Source organism: Bacteroides faecalis (assembly GCF_003865075.1).
GTDB classification, from domain to species: domain Bacteria; phylum Bacteroidota; class Bacteroidia; order Bacteroidales; family Bacteroidaceae; genus Bacteroides; species Bacteroides faecalis.
On sequence record NZ_BHWB01000008.1, the window covers coordinates 16,852 to 29,828 of the forward strand.

Annotated in this window: 7 protein-coding genes; 6 read left to right on the forward strand and 1 reads right to left on the reverse strand. The window is 39.5% G+C overall.

Going from position 1 to position 12,977, the window contains the following annotated elements; translation table 11 throughout:
- Nucleotides 1–2 precede the first annotated feature (2 nt).
- The gene (locus EJF25_RS13955; RefSeq protein ID WP_125041682.1) at nucleotides 3–1,523 is read right to left on the reverse strand and encodes an arylsulfatase; all 1,521 of its coding nucleotides are present in this window, start codon (nucleotides 1,521–1,523) and stop codon (nucleotides 3–5) included.
- Nucleotides 1,524–1,627: 104 nt separating this feature from the next.
- Between EJF25_RS13955 and EJF25_RS13960 the strand changes: the two genes are divergently transcribed.
- From EJF25_RS13960 to EJF25_RS13985, 6 genes are all read left to right on the forward strand, one after another.
- Entirely contained in the window at nucleotides 1,628–3,058 is a 1,431-nt protein-coding gene (locus EJF25_RS13960) for a RapZ C-terminal domain-containing protein (protein ID WP_125041683.1), read from the forward strand.
- Nucleotides 3,055–3,807, forward strand: coding sequence for a nucleotidyltransferase family protein (locus tag EJF25_RS13965; protein ID WP_200832911.1), 753 nt, complete (start codon nucleotides 3,055–3,057; stop codon nucleotides 3,805–3,807). The genes EJF25_RS13960 and EJF25_RS13965 overlap by 4 nt, the downstream gene beginning before the upstream one ends.
- 249 nt (nucleotides 3,808–4,056) lie before the next feature.
- Entirely contained in the window at nucleotides 4,057–5,637 is a 1,581-nt protein-coding gene (locus EJF25_RS13970) for a sulfatase family protein (RefSeq protein ID WP_125041684.1), read from the forward strand.
- 18 nt (nucleotides 5,638–5,655) lie between these two features.
- Complete coding sequence (locus tag EJF25_RS13975) at nucleotides 5,656–7,983, forward strand: glycoside hydrolase family 20 protein (RefSeq protein ID WP_125041685.1); 2,328 nt, start codon at nucleotides 5,656–5,658, stop codon at nucleotides 7,981–7,983.
- 65 nt (nucleotides 7,984–8,048) lie between these two features.
- A complete protein-coding gene (locus tag EJF25_RS13980) occupies nucleotides 8,049–11,117 on the forward strand; it encodes a glycoside hydrolase family 2 TIM barrel-domain containing protein (protein WP_125041686.1) in 3,069 nt (1,022 codons plus the stop codon).
- 40 nt (nucleotides 11,118–11,157) lie between these two features.
- Nucleotides 11,158–12,975 carry an alpha-L-fucosidase gene (locus tag EJF25_RS13985; protein ID WP_125041687.1) on the forward strand — a complete coding sequence of 606 codons (1,818 nt, stop codon included), beginning with the start codon at nucleotides 11,158–11,160 and terminating at the stop codon, nucleotides 12,973–12,975.
- The last annotated feature ends 2 nt before the right edge of the window (nucleotides 12,976–12,977 follow it).

Genomic DNA, 12,977 nt, shown 5'->3' on the forward strand with positions numbered 1-12,977 from the left:
ACTTAGGGTAAGGTAATCTGAAAATGTGGATTAGGGGTGTGTTGTGTATGGATAATAAAGATCATTTGGTTTAGAATATCCGGATGTTCCGCAGCTATGTTATTATCCTCGTGGATATCTGCTGTGAGATTATATAAAAAAGGTTCCCCTTTTTTTACTACTAACTTCCAATTTCCCATTCGTAATCCAATTTGATCTGTCTCGTTAAATTCCCAATATAAAAAGCCGTGTTCTTTTTGTCCTTTCTTACCCAATAAAGTAGGAGCGAAGGATATTCCGTCAAAGTAGTCGATTGCTTTCTTTGGATCGGCATATTTCGTTTCATAATTTTTCACACCAATTAATTCGCAGAAAGTAGGCATGATATCGTAGAAGGCACAGATATGGTCATTTACAGTACCTGCAGAAATGTGCCCCGGCCAACGGGCAATAAATGGTATACGGATTCCTCCTTCATAGCATTGTCGTTTTAATCCTCGTAATTTGCCATCTCTGCCAAAGAAAGTCGGATCTGCACCTCCTTCTTCATGAGGTCCATTGTCACTGGAGAAAATAACCAATGTGTTTTCATCCAAACCTTTTTCTTTCAATTTTTTCAATACTTCTCCGACATAATAATCCAATCGCGTAATCATCCCGGCGAACTGTGCGTGTACGTGGGTAATGGCATTGTATCTGGAACCTTCTTGTCCACTAAAGTTTTTGTCCGGATTAAATTTTGCTTTATATCCGTTCAGGATGGAATCTTCCGGCTGAACTAGCTCTGCGTGAGGTAAAGTATAGGTGAATACTCCAAAGAATGGTTGCTCACCACCTTGTTGATCCAACCATTCCATCGCTTTTTGATGGATCATATCAGCGGAGTATTGTGGTCTTTTGTGATAATCGGGACCATACATCGGATATTTGATATTTTCATCCATGACAACACGTACTGTGCCTGTATCTCCCAATGCTTTGCTATACCTGTTTAGAAAATTAGGATAATATAAATGGGCCTGAAATTGGCAGATGTAACCGAAATATTCATCAATACCCCGTTTGTCGGGAGTAGAACAAGATCCTTCATAGCCTCCTGCCCATTTACCGAACATGCCGGTAGTATATCCGTTATCTTTCATTATCTCGGGTAAAATAATGTGATTAGGATCGTAAGGATGTTGCCCTACAACAGAATACTCTTTGTTATTGCCATACATTACGGTGGGTACATTTTTCCAGTATTCTTTATTTCCTCTGACTTCGCAATGTCCTGTATGTTGTCCTGTCATGAATGACGCTCTGGAAGGAGCGCTGACCGGGCTACCTGCATAAGCTTGTGTAAATCGCATTCCTTCACTGGCCATTGCATCCAAATGAGGGGTGTTGATGAAAGGTTGGCCATAGCATCCTAAATCTCCATATCCCATATCGTCACAAAGGATGAAAATAATATTTGGTTTAGTACTATTTCTTTGTGCACTGACGGATAATGTAGAAAGTAATAGTGCACCACTAACCAGAGAAAGTGATTGATAATTCATAATATTCATTATTTGGAGGTATTTGAAACAAAGATACTACTTTCAACTGAATATTTGTTAAAACTACAATCTTAATTTCTATCTTTGCTCGAAAATGTACGACTATGATAACTGAAGAATTACAGAAAATATATCAAAAATATACAGGAGTTCCTGCAGAAACGATTATCGAGTTACCGTCTTCCGGTTCTAATCGCCGTTACTTTCGTCTTACCGGTGTACAAACATTAATTGCTGTTTACGGTACTTCTGTTGAAGAGAACGAGGCTTTTCTTTATATGGCAGATCATTTCCGGAAAGCTGGGATTCCTGTTCCTGAAGTGTATTGTACTTCAGACGATAAAAATTATTATCTGCAGGAGGATTTGAATGATACTCTCCTGTTCAATGCTATCGAGAAAGGGCGTGCCACAAGTGTTTTTTCCGAAGAGGAAAAAATGTTGTTACGAAAAACGATACGTTTGCTTCCTGCTATTCAGTTTGCCGGGGCCAATGGATTTGATTTTTCCCGTTGTTATCCCCAGCCCGAATTCAATCAGCGTTCTATACTTTGGGACTTGAATTACTTTAAATATTGCTTCCTTAAGGCTACTGGAATGGAGTTTCAGGAGGATAAACTGGAGGATGATTTTCAGAAAATGAGTGATGTTTTGTTGCGTAGTTCTTCTGCTACCTTTATGTATCGTGATTTCCAAAGCCGTAACGTAATGATCAAAGACGGAGAGCCTTGGTTTATAGATTTTCAGGGAGGACGAAAAGGTCCTTTTTATTATGATGTCGCTTCTTTCCTTTGGCAAGCGAAAGCTAAATATCCTGATAGTTTGCGGAGAGAACTTTTGGAGGAATATATGAATGCTTTGCGAAAGTATAAACCGATTGACGAATCTTATTTCTATAGCCAGTTACGACATTTTGTGCTTTTTCGTACTTTGCAGGTATTGGGAGCTTATGGTTTTAGGGGATACTTTGAGAAGAAGCCTCATTTTATTCAGAGTGTACCTTATGCTATTGAGAATTTACGGGAATTACTGAAAGATGACTATCCCGAATATCCATATCTTTGCAAAGTATTGAGAGAATTAACCGAACTGAAACAATTTACTGACGATCTGAAAAAACGGCAACTTACTGTTAAGGTGATGAGTTTTGCTTATAAGAAAGGAATTCCTGACGATCCGACGGGCAATGGCGGTGGATATGTCTTTGACTGTCGTGCAGTGAATAATCCGGGTAAATATGAACGTTATAAACCTTTTACCGGATTGGATGAACCTGTTATTAGTTTCTTAGAGGAAGATGGTGAGATTCTTCATTTTTTGGATTCTGCCTATGCATTAGTAGATGCTTCTGTAAAGCGTTACATGGAGCGTGGATTCAGTAATCTTTCTGTGTGTTTCGGTTGTACGGGAGGACAACACCGCTCTGTTTATTCTGCTCAACATATGGCTGAACATCTGAATCGTAAATTCGGAGTCAAAGTTGAATTGGTGCATCGTGAACAGAATATAGAAAAGATATTTGAAGCAACAGTATGAAAGCTATGATATTTGCGGCTGGCTTGGGCAGTCGGCTGAAGCCTTTGACCGATACGATGCCTAAAGCCCTGGTTCCAGTGGCCGGATGTCCCATGTTGGAACATGTTATCTTAAAATTGAAAGCATCGGGATTCACTAAGATTGTGATTAATATTCATCATTTTGGTGATCAGATCCTTGACTTTTTGAAAGTTAATCATAATTTTGGGATTAATATTCTCATTTCTGACGAGAGAGATTACTTACTGGATACAGGGGGCGGTATCAAGAAAGCCCGTTCTTTTTTTGAGGATTCTGACGAACCATTTTTAATTCATAATGTCGATATTCTTTCGGATATCAATCTGAAAGAGTTATATGACTATCATATTCAAAAAGGTGGCGTGGCAACTTTATTGGCTAGTCAGCGTAAAACTTCCCGTTACTTGCTTTTTGATGCAGAGAAAAGACTTTGCGGATGGATTAACAAGGATACGGCGCAAGTAAAACCGGCGGGTTTTCATTATGACGAGACTCTTTATAAAGAATATGCGTTCAGTGGCATTCATGTGCTTTCACCAGCTATTTTCCGATTGATGGATGTTCCATGTTGGAAAGGAAAATTTTCTATTATGGATTTTTATCTTGCTACTTGCCAAGAGACGGAATATAATGGTTATCTTACCGAAAATTTGCAACTGATTGATATTGGTAAACCTGAAACATTGGCATGTGCTGAAGAGTTTATTAACGTATCAAGAGTAAATTAACTATTTAAAGAGTTTTTCAGACGCGGATTTTTTAGATTTCAGGAACTAAATCTTTAACTCCGCGTTCCATGTCTGAAAAGTTATGTATGTAGACTTTGGGATATTCTTTTTTATTTCTCTTTCATTTATTTGATATTTTCCGATGAAATCGGTAAAAATGGAGAATATTGGAAATTCATTGGTTATTTGTAGACATCAGTCTTACGATTGCTCCCTATCTTTGCTTTCGGTTATCTAACAAATAATATTATGGAAAAAACAAAGTCTAATTTATGTTATCCTCTCGCCGGAGTAGTAGCTATTGTCTCTCTGGCTTCTTGTAATAGTCAGCAGACTGAGAAACAGAAACCCTTGAACATTGTCTATATAATGACGGATGATCATACTGCTCAAATGATGAGTTGCTATGACACACGCTATATGGAAACTCCAAATCTTGATCGTATTGCAGCAGATGGAGTACGTTTTACACAAAGCTTTGTCGCAAATTCTTTGAGTGGTCCTAGTCGTGCTTGTATGATTACCGGTAAACATAGTTGTGCCAATAAATTTTATGATAATACCACCTGTGTGTTCGACAGTTCGCAGCAAACTTTTCCGAAGTTACTGCAAAAAGTCGGTTACCAGACAGCATTAGTGGGCAAATGGCATTTGGAAAGTTTGCCATCCGGATTCGATTATTGGGAAATCGTTCCCGGTCAAGGTGATTATTACAATCCGAACTTCATCACACAGGACAACGACACTATTAAGAAGCATGGTTACATTACAAATCTTATAACTGATGATGCCATTGACTGGATGGAGAATCAACGTAATCCGGATAAACCATTTTGTTTGCTGATTCATCACAAAGCCATTCATCGGAACTGGTTGGCAGATACGTGTAATTTAGCTCTCTATGAAGACAAGACATTCCCTTTGCCCGATAACTTTTTCGACGAATACGAAGGGCGTCCGGCTGCTGCTGCACAGGAGATGAGTATCGTGAAAGACATGGATATGATCTATGACCTCAAAATGTTACGACCAGACAAGAATAGCCGTTTGAAATCTCTCTACGAGAAATATCTTGGAAGAATGGATGAAGCACAACGAGCAGCTTGGGATAAGTTTTATGGTCCGATTATAGATGATTTCTACCAGAAAAATCCACAGGGAGAAGAACTTGCTAACTGGAAATTCCAACGTTATATGCGAGATTATATGAAGACGGTAAAGTCGCTTGACGATAACGTAGGGCGTGTGCTTGATTATCTAAAAGAAAAAGGATTGCTTGATAACACATTGGTGGTTTACACTTCTGATCAAGGTTTTTATATGGGTGAGCATGGTTGGTTTGACAAACGTTTTATGTACGAAGAGTCCATGCGTACTCCGTTAATCATGCGTTTGCCGAAGGGTTTTGAGCGCAGAGGAGATGTAACTGAGATGGTACAGAATATTGATTATGCACCTACGTTTCTTGAACTTGCCGGTGTGAAAATTCCAGCGGATATACAGGGCGTTTCATTGATTCCTTTATTGAAAGGCGAGCATCCGGAGAACTGGCGTAAAGCACTTTATTATCACTTCTACGAATATCCTGCCGAACACATGGTGAAACGTCACTATGGTGTGCGTACGGAACGTTATAAATTAATTCACTTTTATAATGATATTGACTGTTGGGAACTTTATGATTTACAGGCAGATCCGACAGAAATGCATAATCTCTACGGACAAGCTGAATATGAACCTGTAATAGAAGAACTGAAAAATGAATTGCTGAAACTTCAGGAACAATATAACGATCCTGTTCGTTTTTCGCCGGAACGTGACAAAGAATGAATCTTTTGAATTGATCAGATGATAAAATATTTATTTATATTATTAACAGTCATCCTATCGCCCCTACTGACAGGATGTGCTGAAGCTAACTTAACACACTCAGTAGCTTTAGTTCCGCGCCCGGCACAATTAGTGCCGGGTAGTGGGAACTACCTTTTCTCAAAAAAAACTGTATTTGCAGTAGAAAATAAGGAACAAGCAGAAGTAGTAGAACTACTGACTGGATTGTTCACTCGTGCAGCCGGATTTACACCGGAAATAAAAGTAGAAAGTCAGGAAGGTGATATTTGCTTAATAACAGACACTACGCTGAAAGATGAGGCTTATATATTGAAAGTTTCTCCTAAGGAAGTACTTATAAAAGCTTCTAGTAACAAAGGTTTCTTCTATGCTTTGCAGACAATCCGGCAGTTATTACCTTCTGATATTGAAAGTGATCGAGTAACCCATGAAGATATACATTGGGAAATCCCTACACTAACTATTACAGATGAGCCTCGTTTCGGTTATCGCGGTATGATGCTTGACGTGGCACGTTATTTTATGCCAAAAGAAAATGTATTGCGTATCATCGACTGTATGGGAATGCTAAAATTGAATAAATTGCATTTCCACTTGGGAGACGATAATGGTTGGCGATTGGAAATTAAAAAATACCCCCGTTTGACAGAGGTCGGAGCTTGGCGGGTGGATCGCAAAGATATACCTTTCCCTGCTCGCAGAAATCCGAAATTAGGAGAACCTACTCCGGTAGGAGGATTCTACACACAAGAAGATATGAAAGAAATTGTTGCTTATGCTGCTCAGCGGCAAATTGAAGTGATACCGGAAATTGAGATGCCGGCACATAGTAATGCTGCTCTTGCTTCGTATCCTCAACTTGCTTGTCCTGTGGTGGATAAATTTATAGGTGTACTTCCTGGTTTAGGAGGAGATCATGCCGATATTATCTATTGTGCTGGAAATGATTATGTTTTCACTTTTCTTCAGGGTGTGATTGATGAAATGATTACTCTCTTCCCTTCGCAGTACATTCATTTAGGAGGAGATGAGGCATGGAAAACAAACTGGAAGAAATGTCCACTTTGCCAGTCGCGGATAAAGAAGGAACATTTGGCTGACGAGGAAGATCTTCAAGGTTATTTTATGAATCGAATGGCTGATTATGTACGTAGTAAAGGCAAAGAAGTAATGGGGTGGGATGAGCTGACAAATAGCAAGCTTCCTGAAGGAGCTATTATTTATGGCTGGCAAGGTTACGGACAGGCGGCATTGAAAGCTGCAGAAGAGGGACATCGTTTTATCATGACTCCGGCACGTGTAATGTATTTGATCCGTTATCAGGGGCCGCAATGGTTTGAGCCGCTGACTTACTTTGGCAATAATACTTTGAAAGATGTGTATGATTACGAACCGATTCAGGAAAATTGGAAACCAGAATATTCGTCTTTGTTAATGGGAGTACAGGCTTCCATGTGGACTGAGTTTTGTAATAAACCTGAAGATGTAGAGTATCAGATATTCCCACGATTGGCAGCATTGGCAGAAGTGGCTTGGGTACAGCCTAAAGATAAGGATTGGCCTTCTTTCTTGGGGGCATTGGATTGTTTTACTACTCATTTGGATAAGAAAGGAATCACAGTTGCCCGTTCAATGTACAACATCCAACATACAGTAACGGCAAAGATAGATTCATCATTAGTTAAATTAGAATGTATTCGACCGGATGTGGAAATTCGCTTTACTACGGGAGGTATTAAGGAACCTGCAGCAGATTCGGAACTTTATAAAAAAACGATTGTAGTAAAAGGAACAGAGGTAGTTCAATGTGCCACGTTCTTAAAGGGGAAGCAGATGGGAGAGATGCTGACGCTAATTGTATTTCATAATAAAGTAACCGGTAAGCCATTGCTCGGTAATAATCCGAATGAAGCGGTATTAACAAATGGAGTGCGTGGTAGTTTGAAATATACGGATTTTGAGTGGTGTGGTTGGAAAAATAACGATCATATTTCCTTTACCGTTGATTTACAGAAAGGTGAGAAACTGGAAAAGGTTATTATCGGTAGCATTACAAATTATGGCATGGCTGTACATAAGCCAAAGTCAATCAATGTTACAGTATCGGATGATAATGTTGCATACAGAGATGTAGCAAGTTTAAGCTTTACTCCTGAAGAAATATTTCGTGAAGGAACATTCACAGAGAATCTTTTAATCGATATGAAGGGAGTGACGGCCCGTTATGTTAAAGTGACTGCTGAAGGTGCGGGAGTATGTCCTGCAAATCATGTTCGTCCAGGAGAAGAATCAAAAGTATATTTTGATGAGGTGATTATTCAATAATTAAGTATATTTGAACAGTAGTGTAGCACACATGACTACTAACTACTTCTTAAAAGAATCCAAAGATGAATTTAAAGAAACGATTTTGTCTAATCTTATTGACAGGAATAACAATCATTCCGGCTACAGCACAGAAACTGTTACTTCCGGAATGGCAAAGTCAATATGCAGTAGGACTAAATAAAGTCGCTCCTCATACTTATGTATGGCCATATGTTAATGCTTCTGATATCGGGAAGCCCGGAGAATATGAACGGTCTCCATATTATATGAGCCTGAACGGAAAGTGGAAATTCCATTGGGTGAAGAATCCGGATAATCGTCCGAAAGATTTTTATCAACCATCATATTATACGGGAGGATGGGCAGATACTAATGTTCCAGGTAATTGGGAACGTCAGGGATATGGTACCGCTATCTATGTGAATGAGACCTATGAATTTGACGATAAGATGTTTCATTTTAAAAAGAATCCACCGTTGGTTCCATTTGAAGAAAACGAAGTTGGTTCTTATCGTCGTACTTTCAATATCCCTGCTGATTGGAAGGGGCGACGGGTAGTACTTTGTTGTGAAGGGGCAACTTCTTTTTATTATATATGGGTGAATGGAAAACTACTCGGCTATAATCAAGGATCTAAAACTGCTGCCGAATGGGATATTACTGATGTGTTGAACGAAGGCGAGAATGTAATAGCTATGGAAGTATATCGTTGGAGTTCAGGATCTTATCTGGAATGTCAGGATATGTGGCGGCTTAGTGGTATAGAACGGGATGTGTATCTTTATAGTACTCCGAAACAGTATATTGCTGATTATAAAGTGGATGCTTCTTTAGATAAAGATAAATATAAGAATGGTGTTTTCGGGTTGGAGGTAACAGTGGAAGGTCCTTCAACTGCCTCCGGTTCTATATCATATACATTAAAAGATATTTCAGGAAAAGCTATTCTACAGGATAACATTAACATAAAATCTCGTGGTTTGAGTAACTTTATTGTCTTTGATGAAAAGAAAATACCGGAAGTGAAGGCTTGGAGTGCTGAATATCCTAATCTCTATACTCTAGTTCTCGAGTTGAAAGATGCACAAGGTAAAGTGACAGAATTGACAGGATGTGAAGTTGGTTTCCGTACTTCGGAGATCAAAGATGGTCGTTTTTGTATCAATGGTGTTCCGATATTGGTGAAGGGGACCAACCGCCATGAACATTCACAAATGGGACGTACGGTAAGCAAGGAACTGATGGAACAGGATATTAAATTGATGAAGCAGCATAATATTAATCTTGTTCGTAATTCGCATTATCCTACCCATCCATATTGGTATCAGCTTTGTAATCGCTATGGATTGTATATGATTGATGAAGCGAACATTGAATCGCATGGCATGGGGTATGGTCCTGCCTCTTTAGCTAAAGACAGCACTTGGCTGACAGCTCATATGGACCGTACACAACGAATGTATGAACGTTCAAAAAATCATCCTGCGATTGTAATATGGTCATTGGGAAATGAAGCAGGAAACGGTATCAACTTTGAACGTACTTATGATTGGTTGAAATCTGTAGATCAATCACGTCCTGTTCAATATGAGCGTGCCGAATTGAATTATAATACGGATATTTATTGTCGTATGTACCGTAGTGTGGACGAAATCAAAGACTATGTAGCCAGAAAAGATATTACCCGTCCCTTTATACTTTGTGAATATCTTCATGCTATGGGTAATAGCTGTGGAGGATTGAAAGAATATTGGGATGTTTTTGAGAATGAACCGATGGCGCAAGGTGGAAATGTGTGGGATTGGGTAGATCAGTCTTTTCGTGAAATAGACAAAGATGGTAAATGGTATTGGACATATGGCGGTGATTACGGACCGGAAGGAATACCTAGTTTTGGTAATTTCTGTTGTAATGGATTGGTAAATGCAGATCGTGAACCACATCCGCATTTACTTGAAGTAAAAAAGGTCTATCAGAATATCAAGGCCACTTTGCTGACTCCGAAAAATATGAAACTTCGTATCAAGAATTGGTATGACTTCTCTAATTTGAATGAATATGTTTTGCATTGGAATATAACTACCGATCAGGGAGAGAAACTGATGGAAGGAACAAAAGTGTTGGATTGTGAACCTCATGCTATAATAGACATAGCATTGGGTAACGTGAAACTTCCGGATACTGTTCGTGAGGCTTATCTCAATATTAGCTGGACAAGGAAAGAGCCTTCTCCAATGATTGATGATACTTGGGAAGTGGCTTATGATCAGTTTATACTTCCGGGCAATAAGAACTTTGTCACTTATTGTCCACAGAAGACAGGAGAAACTGCATTTGTGATAGATAAGAAAACAGGATCTTTAACCTCTTTGACTTTAGACGGGAAAGAATTGTTAGCTACTCCTGTTACGTTGAGTCTTTTCCGTCCCGCTACGGATAATGATAATCGGGATAAAAACGGTGCCAAACTATGGCGGAAAGCCGGATTGGATAATTTGATGCAGAAGGTTGTTTCGCTGAAAGAGGATGTGGAATCGACTACGGCACAAGTGGAAATTCTCAATGCAAAAGGACAAAAAGTCGGACAGGCGGAATTCATCTATGCTCTTGGTAAGAATGGAGCAGTGAAAGTCCGTACTACTTTCCAACCGGATACGACAATTGTGAAATCAATGGCACGTTTGGGACTGACTTTTCGGATGAACGATACATTTAATGATATTTCTTATCTGGGACGTGGTGATAATGAAACGTATATTGATCGTGACCAATCGGGTAAAATCAGTATCTATCGAACAACTCCCGAACGTATGTTTCACTACTATGTAGCTCCACAATCAACAGGTAATCGGACAGATGTTCGCTGGGCAAAATTGACAGATCAATCTGGTGAAGGACTATTTTTTGAATCAAATTTGCCTTTTCAATTGAGTATAATTCCGTTCTCAGATGTATTATTAGAGAAGGCACGTCATATTAATGAATTAGAACGGGATGGAATGGTAACAGTACATTTGGATGCCAAGCAAGCTGGAGTAGGTACTGCAACCTGTGGACCGGGCGTTTTACCACAGTATCTGGTACCGTTAAAAAAACAGAGTTTTGAATTTACTCTTTGTCCGGTGAAATAAGCATTAAATAAATGATGTGTCAAATTAATATATTGAAAAAATGAATAAGCTACTGATTTCCCTTTTCCTGTCCTCTGTCATTGCGTTAGGCGGACAGGCACAGAAGAAAGAAAACTACTATGTGAAGCATGTAGAATTTCCCCAGCATGCTACTCTTGAGCAGAAAGTAGATTTGGCTGCCAGACTGACCCCCACTCCCCAACAGTATGCCTGGCAACAAATGGAACTAACTGCTTTTCTTCACTTCGGTATCAATACTTTTACCGGACGTGAATGGGGGGACGGAAAGGAAAATCCAGAGCTTTTTAATCCTTCCGAATTGGACGCCGAGCAGTGGGTGTGCAGTCTTAAAGAGGCTGGATTCAAAATGGTGATTTTGACAGCGAAACATCATGATGGATTCTGTCTGTGGCCCACAGCTACAACAAAACATTCTGTCGCTTCTTCTTCCTGGAGAAATGGTCAGGGAGATGTCGTGAAAGAACTTAAAGAGGCGTGCAATAAGTATAATATGAGGTTTGGAGTTTATCTTTCTCCATGGGACAGAAATGCCGAATGTTATGGAGACTCTCCTCGGTACAATGAATTCTTTATTCAGCAGCTGACCGAATTGCTGACTAATTATGGGGAAGTACATGAAGTTTGGTTTGATGGTGCAAACGGAGAGGGACCGAATGGAAAGAAGCAGGTTTATGATTGGGAGGCCTTTTATAATACGATTCAACGATTGCAGCCGAAAGCTGTAATGGCGATAATGGGGGATGATGTTCGTTGGGTAGGTAATGAGAAAGGGGTGGGACGCGAAACGGAATGGAGTGCAACAGTATTAGCTCCGGGAATTTACAAACGTTCGGATGGAAGTAATAATCGCTTAGGGATATCTAGCTTGTCGAAAGATTTGGGAAGTCGTGACATCTTGGAGAAGGCGACAGAATTGTTTTGGTATCCTTCAGAAGTGGATGTTTCCATTCGTCCAGGGTGGTTTTATCATGCTGAAGAAGATAATAAAGTGAAATCGCTCAAACATTTGTCTGATATTTATTTTCAATCAGTTGGCTATAATTCAGTGCTTTTATTGAATATACCTCCTGATCGTAGGGGATTGATTCATGAAGCGGATGTTAAACGTTTGATGGAGTTTGCTGCCTATCGGAAGCAGGTCTTTTCTGATAATAAGATAAAGAAAGGTCGTAAATATTGGAATGCAGCTCCGGAAAGTGAAAAAGTATACGCTTTGAGGCCGAAATCGCAGATTAATGTAGTGATGATTCAAGAAGATATAACAAAAGGTCAGCGGGTGGAAGATTTTACAGTAGAGGTGCTGACGGATAATGGTTGGAAAAAAGTGGGAAAAGGTACGACGATAGGGTATAAGCGTTTGTTACGTTTCCCAACGGTCCAGGCCAGTCAATTACGAATCAAAATAGATAAATGTCGTCTGAATTCAAATATTAGTCAGGTTGCTGCATACTATGCAGAGCCCCTTTGGGAAGGGGTTCAGGGAGAAAATTGGAATACATTGCCTCGTTCGGAATGGAAAATGTTGTCAGCTTCTCCATTAACAATTGATCTTGGTAAGGAGGTTGTCTTGTCAGCATTTACCTATGCACCACAGAATGCAGAAGCGAAGCCGACCATGGCTTATCGTTATGAGTTTTATGTAAGTGTGGATGGTAAAAAATGGCAGGAAGTGTCTACTAATGGTGAGTTCAGCAATATTATGCATAATCCGTTGCCCCAAACGATTTCTTTCGGAAAGAAAGTTCCGGCACGTTTTATTAGACTGGAAGCTACTACACTGACTTCAACTACAGCTAAAATAGAGATGAATGAAATAGGAGTAACAGTTAATAAATAATG

Coding starts and splice junctions, on each gene's coding strand:
- EJF25_RS13955 (WP_125041682.1), bottom strand. CDS start 1,523: ATGAATTATCAATCACTTTCTCTGGTTAGTGGTGCACTATTACTTTCT.
- EJF25_RS13980 (WP_125041686.1), top strand. CDS start 8,049: ATGAATTTAAAGAAACGATTTTGTCTAATCTTATTGACAGGAATAACA.
- EJF25_RS13960 (WP_125041683.1), top strand. CDS start 1,628: ATGATAACTGAAGAATTACAGAAAATATATCAAAAATATACAGGAGTT.
- EJF25_RS13965 (WP_200832911.1), top strand. CDS start 3,055: ATGAAAGCTATGATATTTGCGGCTGGCTTGGGCAGTCGGCTGAAGCCT.
- EJF25_RS13975 (WP_125041685.1), top strand. CDS start 5,656: ATGATAAAATATTTATTTATATTATTAACAGTCATCCTATCGCCCCTA.
- EJF25_RS13970 (WP_125041684.1), top strand. CDS start 4,057: ATGGAAAAAACAAAGTCTAATTTATGTTATCCTCTCGCCGGAGTAGTA.
- EJF25_RS13985 (WP_125041687.1), top strand. CDS start 11,158: ATGAATAAGCTACTGATTTCCCTTTTCCTGTCCTCTGTCATTGCGTTA.